The organism is Mycobacterium sp. (assembly GCF_049683935.1).
Lineage (GTDB): Bacteria > Actinomycetota > Actinomycetes > Mycobacteriales > Mycobacteriaceae > Mycobacterium.
The window spans coordinates 1-16,521 of sequence record NZ_JBAUJR010000421.1 but is presented as its reverse complement, the minus strand read 5'-3'; the positions used below and the strand labels follow the sequence as shown (position 1 = coordinate 16,521).

Genomic DNA, 16,521 nt, shown 5'->3' with positions numbered 1-16,521 from the left:
GGCGTGGTGTCGGCATGGACGGCGCCACCGCCGGCCGCGGGCGGACTGATCAGCGTCGACGGCGCTTCCGGACTGATCGTCGCCGGGATCTCCGGGGGAGAGAAGGAGGCGCCGCAGCGGGCACAGGCCCTTGCCGACTCGGTGGTCGCGAAAATCCAGAGCCGGCATCGCGATGTCACGGTGCAGGCGGGCGGTGCGGCTATGGTTTTCGCGCAGATCAACTCGCAGACCGCGCGCGACGTGCTGGTGATGGAGGCGATCGCGATCCCACTCAGCTTCGCCGTGCTGGTCTGGGTCTTCGGCGGGCTGCTCGCCGCGGCACTGCCGGTGGCCGTTGGTGCTGTGGCGATAATCGGCTCTCTGGCGATCCTGCGGCTGATCTCGCTGGCCACCGACGTCTCGATCTTTGCGCTGAACCTGTCTACTGCGCTGGGCCTGGCCCTGGCCATCGACTACACGCTGCTGATCATCAGCCGCTACCGCGAGGAGATCGCCTCCGGCGCCGAACTCGAGGAGGCGTTGACCGTCACGATGCGCACTGCCGGGCGCACCGTGATCTTCTCGGCGACGACAGTGGCGTTGTCGTTGGCCGCGATGGTCCTTTTCCCGATGTATTTCCTCAAGTCGTTCGCCTACGCCGGCATCGCCACCGTCGCGTTGTGCGCGGTGGCCGCGCTGGTGGTCACCCCGGCCGCGATCGTGCTGCTCGGCGCCCGCCTCGACGCCTTCGACGTGCGCCGCGGCATCCGTCGTGGACGTGGCCGCGGTGAGCCGACGCCCACCCCGGTGCGGCAACTGTTCTGGTACCGGTGGGCGACCGCGGTGATGCGGCGGGCGGTGCCCGTCGGCCTTGCCGGCTCGGCGGTCCTGATCGTCGCCGGCCTGCCGTTCCTGGGCATCGAGTGGGGTTTCCCCGACGATCGGGTGCTCCCGGCAACCGCCTCGTCGCACCAGGTCGGCGACCGGATGCGCGAGGGCTTCGCCGACGACTCCGCGACCGCGGTGACCGTGGTGATTCCCGACGCTCGGGGTCTGACCGAACCCGACGTCGAGCAGTACGCCGCTCGACTGTCCACGGTGGCTGATGTCGGGCCGGTCAGCGCGCCTACCGGCACCTTCGCCGGAGGTACGAAGGTCGGCCCGCCGGCGGCCCCCGCGGGGATCTCCGACGGCAGCGCCTTCCTGACCGTCAGCAGCAGCGCCCCGCTGTTCTCGCCGGCATCCGAGGAGCAACTCGACCGGCTGCACGGGGTGCCCACGCCGGGGGACCGCGCCGTCGAGTTCACGGGCATGGCCCAGATCAACCGCGACAGCGTCGCGGCGATCACCTCACGGGTACCGCTGGTGCTCGGCGTGATCGCGGTGGTCACGTTCGTGCTGCTGTTCCTGCTGACCGGCAGCGTGGTCATGCCGATCAAAGCGCTTGTCCTGAACGTCCTTTCGTTGACCGCCGCGTTCGGAGCGCTGGTGTGGATCTTCCAGGACGGTCACCTGGGGGCCTTCGGGACCACCCCCACGGGCACGCTGGTCGCGACCATGCCCGTCCTGTTGTTCTGTATCGCGTTCGGACTGTCGATGGACTACGAGGTCTTCCTGCTCGCCCGCATCCGTGAGTACTGGCTGGCCAGCGAGCGCACCCGCGCCGACATCGACGACAGCGTGGCCCTGGGGCTGGCCCGCACCGGCCGGGTCATCACGGCCGCCGCCCTGATCATGTCGATCTCGTTCGCGGCGCTGATCGCCGCGCAGGTCTCCTTCATGCGGATGTTCGGCGTCGGCCTGACGCTGGCGATTCTGGTCGACGCCACCCTGGTCCGGCTGATTCTGGTGCCGGCCTTCATGCGCATTCTCGGCCGGTGGAACTGGTGGGCCCCGACGCCACTGGTGACGCTGCACTACCGTATCGGCATCCAGGAGGTCGCCCCTTCCCGGGGAAAGCACTGGTCAAAGCGATGACGCAATTTTCTTTGTCGTCAACCCAACCAAACTGGGTACGGCTCCGAATGATGGACATACGCCAGGCCCGCATCGGAGCGGGCCCGGTGTTGCTTTCCAGCGCCGGGCCGATTGTGTGAATGGGGAACGCCGAGTTGCCGAACATGCCAGATCGACCACTTCTGAATATCAGCGCAGCGCTGTGCGCGAGGTCACGTTGTTGAGCGGGGGCGAGGGCGGGACGCGCGCGCTGGTCCCGCCGCGCCGACATCTCCACAGGCACCGAGGGCACGCCGTCACCGGGGGGCCGGTGCACTGGCGCGACGAGATCCGAGTCGCGGTGCGGGCCCATCTCACCGACTTCGTGGCCGGAGAGTGCCGCACCGACCTGGGCGCAGCACGCGTCGGCGTCGCGAACGAGGTGTTGTCGGGCTTTGTCGACGGCGGTAAATGTGTGCGGTCGACGTTCATGTACCTGGGCTGGCTGTGCGGTGCGGGACAAGACGATTCGGCGCTGCGCGCATCGGCGAGCCTCGAGCTGTTCCACGCCTTCGCTCTGATGCAGGATGACGTCATGGACGAATCGGCGTTACGCCGGGGTCGCCCGGCCGCGCACGTGATGTTCAGCACCTGGCACCGCGACCGCGCGCTGACGGGTGCCTCAGCCCGTTTCGGCGAGTCGGCGGCGGTGCTACTCGGCGATCTGTGCCTGGTGTGGGCCGGAAAGATGCTCCGCGAGAGCGGCGTCGGCGCCGACGCTCTCGCGCGAGTCTGGCCCCGGTACGACGACATGCGCATCGAGCTGGCCGTGGGCCAGTTCGCCGACCTGGTGAACGACGCGCACACCTTCCCGACACTCGACGAGGTGCTCGATGTGCTGAGGCGGAAGTCCGGCAACTACACCGTGCGCCGGCCGCTGGAGATCGGGGCGGCGATGTCGGGCTGTCCGGATGAGGTGATCGACGCCCTCGGCGGGTACGGCGCGGCCATCGGTGAGGCCTTTCAGTTGCGCGACGACCTGCTCGGTGTGTTCGGGTCGACCACCTTGACCGGCAAGTCGGTCGGCACCGACCTGGCGGCCCAGAAGGCGACCAGCGTCATCGTCGCCGCGCACCAGCTCGCCGACGCCGGGTTGCGTCGCCAGCTCTCCGAACTGATGAGCACCCCCGACCTCAACCCGGCCGACGCCGAGCGGTGGCGGACTCTGATCTCTGCCAGCGGTGCGGTCCAATGGATCGAGCAGCTCATCGACCAGCGTCTGACCCGTGCGCTGGCAAATCTCGACTCGGTCGAACTTCCCGAAGCGGCCCGTTCAGCACTCGAGGACATGGCCGTCATCTGTACCGAAAGGGCCGCGTGATGCGCACCATCGAAGGAAAGACCGACCGGGTCGTCGTCGTCGGTGCGGGACTGTCCGGTCTGTCCGCGGCGCTGTACCTGGCCGGGCGCGGACGCCAGGTCACCGTCGTCGAACGCGGTTCGGTGCCCGGCGGCCGCGTCGGACGTGCGGACATCTCCGGCTATCGCATCGATACCGGTCCGACGGTGCTGACCATGCCTTCGATCATCGACGAGGCGATGGCCGCGGTCGGTGAGAAACTGACCGACCGCCTCGAACTGCTGCCGGTGCACCCGGCTTACCAGGCGATGTTCGCCGACGGTAGCTCCCTGGCGGTGCACACCGAACCCGACGCGATGTACGCCGAGGTGGAACGTTTCTCCGGCCGTGGGGAGGCCGAGGAGTACCTGCGCATGCGCGCCTGGCTCACCAAGCTCTACGAGACCGAGTTCGACGGGTTCATCGGCGCCAACTTCGACTCACCGCTGTCGCTGCTGACACCGCAACTGGCCCGACTGCTCGCCCTCGGCGGCTTCAGGCGCTGGGAGAAGGTGATCCGCAAGTTCCTGTCCGACGAGCGACTGCTGCGGGTGTTCACCTTCCAGGCGCTCTACGCCGGGGTGCCGCCGCAGAGCGCGCTGGCCGTGTACGCGGTCATCGCCTACATGGACACCATCGCCGGGGTGTACTTCCCGCGCGGCGGTATGCGGGCGCTTCCCGACGCGATGGCTGGCGCCGCTGCCGCCGCAGGCGTCGAATTCGTCTACGACTCCAAGGTTTCCGATCTCGAGTGGAGCGGCTCGCGGGTCACCGCGGTGCGCACGCAGACCGGCATGCGGATTCCCGCCGACTCCGTCGTGCTCACCACCGAGCTTCCCGACACATACCGGTTGCTCGGTCGCACACCCCGCCGACTGCTGAAGCTCCGGCCGGCGCCGTCCGCAGTGGTGGCCCATGTCGGATGTCCGGCCATGGGTGACGACATCGGGCACCACACCATCGTTTTCGGCGACGCCTGGAAGCAGACCTTCGACGACATCATCAACCGCGGACGGGTCATGGGCGATCCGTCGCTGCTGGTGACCAGACCCACGGCCAGCGACCCGACCCTGGCGCCGCCAGGCCGCGATCTGCTCTACGTGTTGGCGCCCGCGCCCAATACCGATGTGGGACAGGTTGATTGGGATGTGGCCGGGTCGGCCTATGTCGACGACATGCTCGGCGCGGTCTCCGCGCGGCTGCCTCAACTCGGTGACGACCTCGAGGTGCTGCACGTGGTGACCCCCGCCGACTGGGGGCGTCAGGGCATGGCCGCGGGCACGCCATTCGCGTTGGCGCACACCTTCGCCCAGACCGGGCCGTTCCGGCCGGCCAACACCGTGCGCGGCGTGGACAACGTGGTTCTGGCCGGGTCCTCGACGGTGCCCGGAGTGGGTGTGCCCACCGCGGTGTTGTCCGGCAAGCTGGCCGCCGACCGCGTCACCGGAGTGTCTATTCGCCATCCTGAACGTGAGGTTCACCGATGATTGGATCCGAGCTCGATGCAGCCGGTCTTCAGGACCCGAAACTGCGTGCGGCATTCCGCGAGTGCAAGAAGATCAACGCGCGCTACGGCAAGACCTTCTTTCTGGCGACCCGGCTGCTGGCACCCAAACAGCGTCCTGCGGTGCACGCGCTGTACGGGTTCGCCCGGCGTGCCGACGACATTCTGGACGATTTCGACGGCCGGGGAAGTGAGCTGCGTGCCGACCAACTACAGACACTGTCCACCCGGCTGTTCAACGCCCTGGTCGAGAACCAGCCGTGCGACGACGACCCCACGCTGACCGCGGTGGTGCACACGGCGCGCAAGTACGACATCGGCTGGAATCTGTTCGACGACTTCCTCACGTCGATGCGGATGGACCTGACGGTCACCGACTATCCGGACCGTGCGGCGCTGGACCGGTACATGTACGGATCGGCAGAGGTGATCGGGCTGCAGCTGCTGCCGATACTGGGCACCGTCGGACCGCGGGAAGACGCCGCGCCGCACGCGGCAGCGCTCGGAAAGGCCTTCCAGCTCACCAACTTCATCAGGGACGTCGACGAGGATCTCACCCGCGGCAGGGTGTACCTGCCCGCCGATGAACTCGCCGCCCACGGGGTCGACCGTGAGCTTCTGAAGTGGTGTCAGGACAACAGGCGCATCGAGCCGCGGGTGCGTCGCGCCCTGATGGATCAGCACGCTGCGGCGCGTCAGATCTACGCCGAGGCAGAGCCGGGTATCGCCGAACTGGCGCCGCAGTCCCGCCCCTGCGTCGCGGCCGCGTTGACGCTGTACTCAGAGATCCTGGCGCGGATCGAGGAGATCGACTTCGAGATCTTCGGTCAGCGCGCCACCGTCGGTAAGGGCCGTCGACTCGCCGTTGCCGGCAGCGGTCTCGTGCGGTCGTGGAGCGCCCGGTTACGGCAAGGGAGTAGCTGAAGCGTGGATCGGACGGATCCACTGCGTCAGACGCTGCCGGCCCACCCGGGACACCCTGACGCCGCGTCGCTCGACCGGGTGCCGCGGGTCGTCGTCGTCGGCGCGGGCATCGCCGGACTCGCCGCGGCCACCGGGCTCAGCGAGCGCGGCGTCAGCGTCGACGTCGTCGAAGCGGGGGACCACCTCGGCGGACGGGTCAGCGGATGGACCGAGACCCTCGCCGACGGGACGTCCACGGCGATGAACCGTGGCTTCCACGCTTTCTTCCGGCAGTACTACAACCTGAGGTCGTTGCTGCGCCGGGCGGATCCGCACCTGAGCGCCCTGACCCCGGTCGACGACTACCCGTTGGTCGACGGCACGGGCCGTCTGGACACGTTCCGCGGATTGCCGCGCACGCCGCTGCTCAATGCACTGGTGTTCGCATTGCGAAGTCCGACGTTCCGGCTGCGCGACATGGTTCGCCTCGACGCCAGGGCCGCAGCGCCGTTGGCGACGGTGTCGGTGCCGGAGACGTATCACGAACTCGATGACATCGACGCCGGGACGTTCCTGCGCGACATCAATTTCCCTGATGCGGCGCAGCATCTCGCGTTCGAGGTGTTCGCCCGCAGTTTCTTCGCGCTACCGGAGAAACTGTCGGCGGCCGAACTGGTCACGATGTTCCACATCTATTTCCTCGGCTCCAGCGAAGGTCTGCTCTTCGACGTCGCGAACGCCAACTTCGATGTGGCACTGTGGAATCCGTTGCGGGACTATCTGGAGTCCCACGGGGTGCGATTCCACACCGGGCAACCTGTCGAGAGCCTGGCGCTGGACTCGGACGTTCACGTGACGTGCAAGGACGGCACCACGTACGCCGCAGACGCGGTGGTGCTTGCCACCGACGTCGCGGGACTGCGCCAAATCGTCGCCGCCTCGCCCGGTATCGGCGACGACGACTGGCGGGCCCGGGTGGCCGAGCTCGACAATGCGCCGCCCTTTGTCGTGTTGCGGTTGTGGCTGGATCGCCCGGTGCGGTCCGATCGTGCACCGTTCATGGGCACTGGCGGCCGTCCGCCGCTCGACAATGTCAGCGTGCTGGAGCGCTACGAACGTGAAGCCGCCCTGTGGGCGGCAAAAACCGGCGGTTCGGTGGTGGAACTGCATGCGTACTCGGTCACCGAACCCGACGACCGGGTGCGGGATGCGCTGGTGGAGCGCATGCACGAGCTCTATCCCGAAACCGTGGCCGCGGCCATCGTCGGCGAGAAGTTGCTGAGTCGGCAGGACTGTCCCAGCCTCGCACCGGGCGACTTCGCCCGGCGGCCCGGCGTGCAGACGCCGGAATCGCGAGTGATGTTGGCAGGGGACGGTATTCGGATCGATGTCCCGGTGGCCCTGATGGAGCGTGCGGCGACCACGGGATGGGTTGCCGCCAACCGCCTTCTCGAGAGCTTCGGGCTGGCAGGCCATGTCCTGCACACGGTCCCCAATCACGGTCGATCGGCGCTGCTGCGCAAACTGGCGGCGCAGGGAGGAGGCCGGCCTCGATGAGTAGGTCGATGAGCAAGTTGGCGGATCTCCGCGAGAGGGCGGCCAAGGCGTGGCCGTTCCAGACACTTGCACCGTTGGACTGGTCGGCGCAGGCGCCCACCTACGCCGACGCCAATCCGACGCTGATCGGGGCGGCGCTCTCCCGCGCGCAGCGCCGGCCGAGTGGTAACTGGTTCCCCTTCGCGGCCAGCTCGCAGATCGCCGCCAAGGCCCGGGGCACCACCGTCGGCGGGGTGCCACTGGTGGCCTGGCGCGCGGCCGACGGAGGGTTGCGGGTGGCGCCACGGGCGTGTCCGCATCTGGGCGCGGACCTGGCAACCGCGCCGGTGGAATGCGGAACCCTGGTGTGTCCGTGGCACGGTCTGCGACTTTCCGGCCAGCGTCACGGTAAGTGGCGACCCTTCCCGTCCTACGACGACGGCGTGTTGTGCTGGGTGCGACTCGACGCCGTCGGCGGAGAGACGCCCACCGAGGCGCCGATCATCCCCGCCCGGCCGCCGGCCCCCCGGCTGGCAGCTGTCACACGTGTCGAAGGTGTCTGTGAGCCTCGTGATGTCGTCGCCAACCGGCTGGATCCATGGCACGGCGCCTGGTTCCATCCGTACTCGTTCACCCGGCTCGAGGTGCTCAGTGCGCCGGCTGCCGATGCGGATCTCCCCGAAGAATCGGATCGCTTCGTCGTCGCCGTGACCTTCCGCGTGGGCAGGCTGGGGGTACCGGTCATCGCCGAGTTCACCACGCCGGGCCCACGCACCGTCGTCATGCGCATCATCGACGGCGAGGGCCAGGGAAGCGTGGCGGAGACCCACGCCACGCCGCTGGGCCCGGGGCGGGACGGCCTACCCAGGACCGCCGTCGTGGAGGCCACCATCGCGCACTCGGATCGACGCCATTTCGACAAGGCGATGCTGGTAGCTCCCGCGATCAGATCATTGATGGGGATCGCGGCGACCCGACTGTGGCGCGACGATCTGGTCTACGCCGAGCGTCTCTACGAGCTGAGGTCCTGATTCCGTCGCCCGATGCCCGCACCGTCGAGCAGCGGGACCTGCGCGATGGCCCACGGGCTGATCGCCCACGGCAACTGCACGGCGGTACACAGCTGTTCCCACTCCACCCACGCGGTGTCCATGATCTCGTCGGGGTCGACGGCCACCGGCCCGGCTGCCCGGGCACAGAAGACCGGGCAGATCTCGTTCTCCACGACGCCGCCGGCATCAACCGCGCGGTACCGGAAATCGGGAAGAACACAGGCCAGTTCCGCGACGTCCACCCCGAGCTCCTCGTGAGCCCGGCGGGTGACCGCGCCCGGCATCGATTCATCGGGACCCGGATGGCCGCAGAAGGAGTTGGTCCAGATGCCGGGGAAGGCACGCTTGGCCAGCGCACGCCGTGTGAGCAGCACCCGGCCGGTGTCGTCGAACAGATAACAGGAGAACGCCAGGTGCAGCGGCGTCGCGCCGTGATGCACCTCCGACTTGGGCGCCGCACCGATGCGGCGGCCCGCGTCGTCGAGGAGAACCACCAGCTCCTGAGTCTGGACGGAGTTCATGTACACCTCCGGATAGCACTGGGACGGACAGAGCGGCATCGTCAGCACGTGCCGATCATCGATTCGTTGCAGACACCGGGCCGGATCGGTCGGTTCCCCGATTTTGGCGGCGATAGCCGATGGCGGAGGCCTTTCGGCCCTTCGCCGAGGTGACCGTGGCCCCCTGACGCAGGCTCCTGACGGCGATAGCGTTGAGCTATCGGACGGCACCGTCGCTGTCCGGGAGGAGGCGTACCGATGTCCACCCCACCAGCACCGCTCGGCATCCTCGTCGGAGTCGACGGCTCGCCGGCGTCGCGAGTAGCCATCGACTGGGCAGCCAGGAATGCGGCGATGCGTCATGTTCCGCTGACGCTCGTGCACGTGCTGCCGGGGGCAGCCGTGCAGGCCTGGATCCAGGTCCCGCTGCCGGCCGGCTTCATCGAGGACGAACAGGCGGCCGCCCGCGAGATTCTTTCTGACGCACAGGCTGTCGTGCACGCCACGATCGGGGAAGCCGGCGAGATCCGCGTCGAGGAGAAGGTGATCTCCGGGCAACCCATCCCGGCGCTGGCGGACCTGACGAAGGACGCCGACATGATCGTCGTCGGCAGTCGCGGACTGGGAAAGTGGGAACGGCGGCTGCTCGGGTCGGTCAGCATCGGCCTGGTCCAGCACTCTCACTGCCCAGTGGCCGTCATCCACGATGAGGATCCGCTGATCCCACACCCGGCGCAGGCCCCCGTGGTCGTGGGCGTCGACGGTTCTCCTGCCTCCGAGCACGCCACCGCGATCGCCTTCGACGAGGCGTCACGCCGCGGGGTCGACCTGGTTGCCGTACACACCTGGAGCGACGCCGGCTACGCGCTTCCCGGCTCGGGTTGGAACGAGATCGAACCCGAGGAGGAACTGCTGCTGGCCGAGCGGCTGGCAGGCTGGCGGGAGCGCTATCCCGACGTGACCGTGCGCCGCTCGGTGCATCGTGACCAGCCGGGCCGCAGGCTCCTCGAGGAGGCCGAACAGGCACAGTTACTGGTAGTGGGCAGTCACGGTCGCGGCGGTTTCGCCGGAATGCTGCTCGGCTCGGTGGGCTCGCAGGTCGTGCAATCTGTCCGGATACCGGTGATCGTCGCCAGGCGGTCGTGACCGCACGCCGTAGCCGACCCTGACGTACCGCGGCGGCGACGTGGGGAGGCAGGTCGTCGCCGCGGTTCAGCCCGAGTCTCACCTCGTCCTGACGATCTCACCGGCGGTCGAACACGGCACGGTCGGTATCAGCCACCGCCTACGCCTTCAGCTTGACCGTGAAGCTGATCTCCACGAGCTGGCCGGGCAGCGCGAGCCGTGGCGTGACCAGGATGGTGCTCGCCACCTGCGGCAGCTCCACGCCGAAGGCTGCTTTTCGCACGGGACCGGCAGCGGCGAACGCGCTGTCCATGTCCAACACGTAGACCACCTCCTCGACGACGTCGTCGAGCGTGGCGCCGAATCGGGCAAGCAGCTCGGTTGCGTTCGCGTAGGCCGTGCGCATCTGCTCGGCCATCGTGCTGTAGTCGGTGACCTGACCGTGCTCGTCCACGGGGGCCGGGGCGACGAGCCCGGTGTCGTCGTGGGAGAACTGACCGGCCAGATGGATTGTGTTGCCGTGCTTGACCGCCTGGACGTATCCGAATGCCTGCTCCCACGGGACGCCCCAGCTCTCGACCTGTTCCGTTGTCATGACGTGCTCCTATATCCCGTTGAGATGTGTTCTCACGCTAAGAGCCGGTGCGCTCGGACGGCCAGATCGGGCAGTGCCGTTATTGGCAAGAATCGTGCCAAGGGTGGTCGGGGCGCGTCGGGTGCGGTCGTCAGCCCGTCACGTCGGACGCCCGGCGGTGCCTGCGACGGTAGTCGCTGGGCAGCAAGCCGGTCTCCCGGCGAAAGCTGATGCGGAGGTTGGCAGCGGTGCCCAGGCCGGAGGCCGCGGCGATCCGTTCGACGGACCAATCCGAGGTCTCGAGGAGCCGCCGGGCGACCAGCACCCGCTGCAGGGTGAGCCAGCGCACGGGCGGCATTCCGGTCTCCTCGCCGAACCGGCGGATGAAGGTGCGCCGCGACATCGTCGCGTGGCGGGCCAGCTGATCCACGGTGAGCGACTGCTCCAGGCGCTGCAGCGCCCAGTTCCGCGTCTCGGCCAGGTCGGCGCTGGGCGGGCTGAGCACGTCGACGTACTGCGGCTGCTGTCCGGGACGAGTCGGCTGCGCTACCAGCTCCCTGCTCACCGCGAGCTCGGACCCGACACCGAACGTGTTGCGGATCAGGTGCAGGCCCACATCGATCCCCGCTCCGGCCCCCGCGGACGTCAGCAGGTTGCCGTCCTCGAGGTACAGCACATCCTCGACGACCGTTGTACCCGGATACAGCTCTCTGAGCTGCCCGGTGAACTGCCAATGCGTCGTCACCTTGCGGCCGTCCGTGATACCGCTGGCCGCCAGCGCGAACGACCCGGTGCAGATACCGACCACGGTGGCGCCCCGCCGCGCGGCCTTGGCGATCGCGTCCAGGTAGACATCCGGCGGCGGCACGTGCGGATCGCCGAATCCCGGGACCACCACCACGTCCGCGTCATCCACCACGGCCAGCGGTTGCGACGGCACGATCGAGACGCCATCCTCCGGGCCCGCATGTCCGGCGTGCCCGGTCACCAGCAGCTCGAAGCCCGGATGCCCGCCCAGCACGTGCGCGGCGATGCTGAAATCCATGGCGATCACCCGCGGCAACACCAGCAGCGCCGCCTTCTGTCTGGCTCGGGCCACTCCGACCACCTCCTGGCACGATCCTTGCCGAGAACGGCACAACCCGATCTGGTAACCGGACCGCGCGACTCCCAAACTTGATAACACATCTCGTCATGCAGCAAAGAAGCTGTTCATGGCTGCACCGTGGGCGGTAGCGGGTCAGCTTCACAGTCACGGCCTTCCGGGTCGACACATTCCAAGGAGAGAGACGCGCATGGCCACCAATCCCGTCAGCGGGATCACTCCGAGCGACCCCGCCGTGGCGTCGACGGACGACGTCGATCTCGGACCCGATGTACCTCTGCAGATCAGTGGCCGCCCCGCCCCGATCCCGGAGGACACCGGCGCCGACCTGGCGGCGCGTTTCGCGCGCGACGTGATCCCGCTCATGGACACGCTGTTCGGAGGGGCCATGAGGTTGACCCTGCAGCGCGCTGACGCCGAAGACCTGGTGCAGGAGACCATGGTGCGGGCGTACAAGGGTTTTCGGACTTTTCAGCAAGGGACCAATCTCAAAGGGTGGCTCTTCCGCATCCAGGCCAATGCCCACATCAATGGTTACCGCAAGCGGATGCGCCGGCCCACCGAGCTGCCGATCGACACGATCTCCGACCGGCGGCTGGCAGCCGACGCAGAGCGTTCACCGCGAGCGCTGCGCTCCGCGGAGGTAGAGGTGTTGGAGTCGATGCCCGACGAGGACATCAGGAACGCACTGGATGCCTTGCCCCTCAAGTTCCGGATGGCGGTGTACTACGCCGATGTCGAGGGCCTTGCCTACAAGGAGATCAGCGACATCATGTCCACGCCGCTGGGCACCGTCATGTCACGAATCCACCGGGGCCGATCCCAGCTGCGCGTCCTGTTGGCTGCCCTCGCCGCTGACCGCGGGTACTTCCGGGTTCAGCAGAAAACGGGGTAGCGACAACACGTCGCACCGGCGTTACAAACCAGCCCGAAGACCGAACTACGAGCAAGGCGGAAGATGGCGAATCCCATAGCGACAGTGCACGTGCCGATTGCCCAGATCGATGACCTGGTGGACGACGTCCCCGCCTCCGCCGAGGTCGATGGCGTCGATCTCGTCATCGTCCGTCGGGCCGGGGAGGTGCATGTCTTCGAGGGCCGCTGCCCGCACCGCGGTGCGCTGTTGGTCGATGGTCGCGTGGAGGGCGAGGACCTGATCTGCGGACTACACGGGTGGAGCTTCGCCTCGACACCGGCATTTCGGGTTACAACCCGGCAAAGTGGCTTCACGCCTTCCTCAGCACCGTGGTCGATGGACAGGTGTGCATCACCAAAGACGACTTGGTCGACTATCAGTCGACCCGTCCGGGTCCGGCGGCTGCCACCGTCTACGACAGGTTGTTCGACGATCCGCATCAGGACACCGTCGAGGAGCCCTACGTCACCGAGATCCACACCATGGCCGCGGTGGGGTTGTCCGGACCGGATGGAGCGGTCGCGGCGATGGGAGTGCCGCGCGATCAGCTCCCGCAGTGGGACGATCTCCAGGTGCTCACCGCCCAGCTGCACCGCTTTCCGAAGCTGGACGATGAGCCGGTCGACACCGCGGTGACCATCGGCCCGGCCGCCGCCCGGCCGCTGCGCTTGGCAATCCCAGTGTTCGTGTCCGACATGAGCTTCGGTGCGCTGTCGGCGCAAGCCAAGATCGCTCTGGGCCGCGGCGCGGAAGCGGCGGGCACGGCGATCTGCTCGGGGGAGGGTGGGATGCTGCCGGAGGAGAAAGCCGAGAGCTCGCGCTACCTGTACGAACTCGCATCGGGCCTGTTCGGCTGGGATGAGGCGGTCCTGGATACGGTGCAGGCCCTGCACCTGAAGTTGGGGCAGGGCGCGAAGACCGGCACGGGCGGGCACCTCCCCGGAAACAAGGTCACCGGGAGAATCGCCGCGGTTCGGGGCCTACCCGAGGGCACCGCCGCCATCTCACCGGCGCGGTTCGTCGACTGGATGACGCTGCTCGACGCGAAGGCCCTCGTCGATCGGATCCGGGAACGTTCGGGTGGCATCCCGGTCGGGGTGAAGATGTCGGCGCAGCACATCGAGGCAGATCTCGATGCGGCGCTGGAACTCGGCGTCGACTACGTGATCCTCGATGGCCGCGGCGGCGGCACCGGCGCGGCTCCGACCGTCTTGCGCGACACGATCAGTGTCCCCACCCTGGCCGCGCTGCCCCGCGCTCGTCGACACCTCGACACCTCCGGCGCTCGCGACGTCACGCTGATCGCGACCGGCGGGCTCCGCCGAGCGACCGACATGGTCAAGGCGCTTGCGCTCGGCGCCGACGCGGTCGCGGTCTCCAACGTCGCCCTGCAGGCCATCGGTTGTGTGGGGATGCGGGCGTGCCACACCGACAACTGCCCGGTCGGCATCGCGACACAGAAACCGCATCTGGGTGCCCGGCTGCCCGTGCAACGCGCCGCCGAACAACTCTCCCGGTACCTGGGCGCGGTCACCGAGTTGATGGTGGTCCTCGCCCGCGCCTGCGGACACGATTCGCTGTCGGACTTCACCGCCGCCGACCTGACCAGCTGGAAGCGCGACGTCGCAGAGCTTGCCGGCGTGCAGTGGGCGGGGAGCACCCGATGACCGGCATCACCTGGCACCGACTGGACGACCTGCCCGCCGAGGGCAGGGTGCACAGCGCTGTGGTCGACGGTCGGGCGCTCGCGCTCACCCGCTGCAACGGACGGGTCGGTGCGCTGAGCAACCAGTGTCCCCATCAGGGCGGGCCCCTCGGTGACGGGTCGATCGAGAACGGCCTGCTCCGCTGCCCGTGGCACGGTTATGACTACGACCCGATCACCGGAGCACCGCCGGAAGGCTTCAGCGACGCCGTGACTGCCTACGACGTGGAGGAACGGGCCGACGGCACCTACGTCGCATTGACCGACGTCGTCGCGCGGCCCCGCAGCGTGTCCGACGTGCTGGTCGAGACCCTGGTGGCGTGGGGCGTCGACACGGTGTTCGGCATGGTCGGACACTCCAACCTCGGATTCGCCGACGCGTTGCGCGCAGCCGAGCAGCGCGGTGTGCTGCGGTACATCGGCATCCGCCATGAGGGGGCTGCGGCGTTCGCGGCCTCGGCGTACGGAAAGCTGACCGGCCGCCCGGCGGTGTGCTTCGCCATCGCCGGTCCGGGCTCGACCAACCTGCTGACCGGCCTTTACGACGCCAAACTCGACGGATCCCCGGTGATAGCGATCTCCGGTCAGGTGCCGTCGAAGGTGTTGGGGCGGGGCGCGTTTCAGGACCTCGACCTATCGGCCGTATTCCGCGACGTCACGCTGTCGACGGTCACCGTGCACGCCGGCTCAGACCACGCTGAGCTCGCCGCGACTGCGGTCAAGCACGCGCTCGACGGACGGGGGGTGGCGCACCTGGTGCTGCCCGATGAAGTGCAGGATCTCGCCTCCGATCAGCGTGCTGCCACCCCGTCGGGGCGGCGTGCCGACCTGGCCTTCGCCCCGCCGCCGACGTCGATGCGTGGCGCCGCCGCTGCTCTGCAAGCGGCGCACCGACCGGTGATCATCGCCGGCCACGGAGCGAAGGACGCCGCCGTCGAACTCCGCGAGCTGGCTGAGCATCTCGGTGCCCCCGTGCTCACGACGTTCCGCGCGAAGGGCTTGCTGCCCGACACGCACCCGCTTGGCGCCGGCGTGCTCGGCCGCTCAGGCACTCCGGTGGCGTCGTGGTTGATGAACGAATCCGACCTGTTGCTCGTGGTGGGCGCATCGTTCTCCAACCACACCGGCATCGCCCCCTACAAGACGATCGTCCAGGTCGACGATGTCCCCTCGGCGATCGGTCGTTTCCACCCAGTCGCTCACGAGGTGCTCGGAGATGCAGCCGTCGTGTTGCGCACGATGCGCGACACGTTCGGCGAGGTGACGTCGCAGGATCAGCGGGCCGACGTCGCCGCCCGTTGGACGATCTGGCGTGCGGAAAAAGCGCGCCGCGCCGCCGACGACCGGGGCCGCGGGGTATCCAGCGCCGCGGTATTTGCCGCACTGACGACGCATTGCCCCGCTGATGCCGTGATCGCCGTCGACGTCGGGAACAACGCCTACTCCTTCGGCCGGTACTTCGAGAGCAGCGGACAGCCGGTGTTGATGTCGGGCTACCTCGGTTCGATCGGATTCGGATTTCCAGCAGCCATGGGTGCTTGGACCGCCGATCCCAGCCGCCCGGTCGTCGCGGTGACCGGCGATGGTGGCTTCGGGCAATACCTCGCCGAGCTCACCACCGCCGTCAAGTACGGCATCGCCGTCAAGCACGTGCTGCTCGACAATGGCGTCCTCGGCAAAATCAGCAAGGAACAGCTTGCCGGGCAATTCCCGGTCTGGCAGACCTCGCTCGTGAACCCGGACTTCGCCGCTTACGCCGGGTTGTGCGGGGCGGCCGGCATCTCTGTAAGTCGCGCCGATGAACTCGACGACGCGATGCGGGAGCTCTTCGCCACCGACGGACCCGCACTATTGCACGTCAAGGCGGACGCCGAATTGCTCTGAGCAGCAGTCGGGTTGCGGGGCGCCAGTTCAGCGCGCGGTGAGTTCCGCGTACCGCGTGATGTGGTGGTCGGTCGACCCGAACTCGAACTGCAGGGCCGTCAGCCTTTTGAAATAGTGCCCGATCGCGAGTTCCTCGGTCATCCCCATGCCGCCGTGGAGTTGCACCGCCTGCTGGCCGACGAACTGCGCGGCCCGTCCGACCGTCGCCTTGGCCGCCGACACGGCGCGCGCCCGGGTCGTGTCATCGGCCTCGAGGTGCAGAGTCGCCAGAAGTGCTGCCGCGGCAGCCTGTTCGACCTCCATGTACATGTCCACCATGCGGTGCTGGAGCACCTGGAAGCTGCCGATGGGCTGTCCGAACTGCTGCCGTTGCTTGCAGTACTCGACGGTGTCGGAGAGCACCT

The 16,521-nt window shown here is 68.2% G+C and carries 14 protein-coding genes and 1 pseudogene; 11 read left to right on the top strand and 4 right to left on the bottom strand.

Translation table 11 applies throughout. The features are described 5' to 3' along the window. The 6 genes from WA965_RS23780 to WA965_RS23755 all read left to right on the top strand — a co-directional run. On the top strand, positions 1–1,956 hold a 1,956-nt coding region (locus WA965_RS23780; protein ID WP_526448138.1), incomplete at its 5' end, for an MMPL family transporter. Between the two features lie 289 nt (positions 1,957–2,245). After that, positions 2,246–3,295 carry a polyprenyl synthetase family protein gene (locus WA965_RS23775; protein WP_526298670.1) on the top strand — a complete coding sequence of 350 codons (1,050 nt, stop codon included), beginning with the start codon at positions 2,246–2,248 and terminating at the stop codon, positions 3,293–3,295. Next, positions 3,295–4,800, top strand: a complete 1,506-nt coding sequence (crtI, locus tag WA965_RS23770; protein WP_526298551.1) for a phytoene desaturase family protein — start codon at positions 3,295–3,297, stop codon at positions 4,798–4,800. Before WA965_RS23775 ends, crtI begins: the two co-directional genes overlap by 1 nt. Continuing rightward, positions 4,797–5,741, top strand: coding sequence for a phytoene/squalene synthase family protein (locus tag WA965_RS23765; RefSeq protein ID WP_526298553.1), 945 nt, complete (start codon positions 4,797–4,799; stop codon positions 5,739–5,741). The genes crtI and WA965_RS23765 overlap by 4 nt, the downstream gene beginning before the upstream one ends. Positions 5,742–5,744: 3 nt before the next feature. Next, positions 5,745–7,277, top strand: a complete 1,533-nt coding sequence (locus WA965_RS23760) for an FAD-dependent oxidoreductase (RefSeq protein WP_526298555.1) — start codon at positions 5,745–5,747, stop codon at positions 7,275–7,277. An 8-nt stretch (positions 7,278–7,285) separates the two neighbouring features. Further along, a complete protein-coding gene (locus WA965_RS23755; protein ID WP_526298557.1) occupies positions 7,286–8,287 on the top strand; it encodes a DUF5914 domain-containing protein in 1,002 nt (333 codons plus the stop codon). Here the strand turns inward: WA965_RS23755 and idi are convergent. After that, complete coding sequence (gene idi / locus WA965_RS23750; RefSeq protein WP_526298559.1) at positions 8,269–8,829, bottom strand: isopentenyl-diphosphate Delta-isomerase; 561 nt, start codon at positions 8,827–8,829, stop codon at positions 8,269–8,271. The two genes, WA965_RS23755 and idi, sit on opposite strands and share 19 nt — an antisense overlap. 237 nt (positions 8,830–9,066) lie before the next feature. Here idi and WA965_RS23745 point away from each other — a divergent pair, with 237 nt between their 5' ends. Next, positions 9,067–9,954: a universal stress protein gene (locus WA965_RS23745; RefSeq protein ID WP_526298561.1), complete on the top strand. Its 888-nt coding sequence runs from the start codon at positions 9,067–9,069 to the stop codon at positions 9,952–9,954. A 139-nt stretch (positions 9,955–10,093) separates the two neighbouring features. Here WA965_RS23745 and WA965_RS23740 read toward each other — a convergent pair whose 3' ends face one another. Together WA965_RS23740 and WA965_RS23735 are read right to left on the bottom strand one after the other, a co-directional pair. Further along, the gene (locus WA965_RS23740; RefSeq protein WP_526298563.1) at positions 10,094–10,528 is read right to left on the bottom strand and encodes a Rid family hydrolase; all 435 of its coding nucleotides are present in this window, start codon (positions 10,526–10,528) and stop codon (positions 10,094–10,096) included. A 130-nt stretch (positions 10,529–10,658) separates the two neighbouring features. Continuing rightward, positions 10,659–11,606: a GlxA family transcriptional regulator gene (locus tag WA965_RS23735; protein ID WP_526298565.1), complete on the bottom strand. Its 948-nt coding sequence runs from the start codon at positions 11,604–11,606 to the stop codon at positions 10,659–10,661. A gap of 196 nt (positions 11,607–11,802) precedes the next feature. On the opposite strand from WA965_RS23735, the gene WA965_RS23730 reads away from it, so the two are divergent. The 4 genes and pseudogenes from WA965_RS23730 to WA965_RS23715 all read left to right on the top strand — a co-directional run bounded on the left by WA965_RS23730 (position 11,803) and on the right by WA965_RS23715 (position 16,117). Continuing rightward, on the top strand, positions 11,803–12,507 hold the full coding sequence (locus WA965_RS23730; protein WP_526298567.1) for a sigma-70 family RNA polymerase sigma factor: 705 nt from the start codon (positions 11,803–11,805) through the stop codon (positions 12,505–12,507). Between the two features lie 63 nt (positions 12,508–12,570). Continuing rightward, positions 12,571–12,744, top strand: a pseudogene (locus tag WA965_RS23725) (Rieske (2Fe-2S) protein); the annotation flags it as partial. A 41-nt stretch (positions 12,745–12,785) separates the two neighbouring features. Next, on the top strand, positions 12,786–14,195 hold the full coding sequence (locus WA965_RS23720; RefSeq protein ID WP_526298569.1) for an FMN-binding glutamate synthase family protein: 1,410 nt from the start codon (positions 12,786–12,788) through the stop codon (positions 14,193–14,195). Continuing rightward, entirely contained in the window at positions 14,192–16,117 is a 1,926-nt protein-coding gene (locus WA965_RS23715; RefSeq protein WP_526448137.1) for a thiamine pyrophosphate-binding protein, read from the top strand. Before WA965_RS23720 ends, WA965_RS23715 begins: the two co-directional genes overlap by 4 nt. A gap of 27 nt (positions 16,118–16,144) precedes the next feature. Here the strand turns inward: WA965_RS23715 and WA965_RS23710 are convergent. Further along, positions 16,145–16,521: acyl-CoA dehydrogenase family protein (locus tag WA965_RS23710; protein ID WP_526448136.1), on the bottom strand; the 377-nt coding region annotated here is incomplete at its 5' end.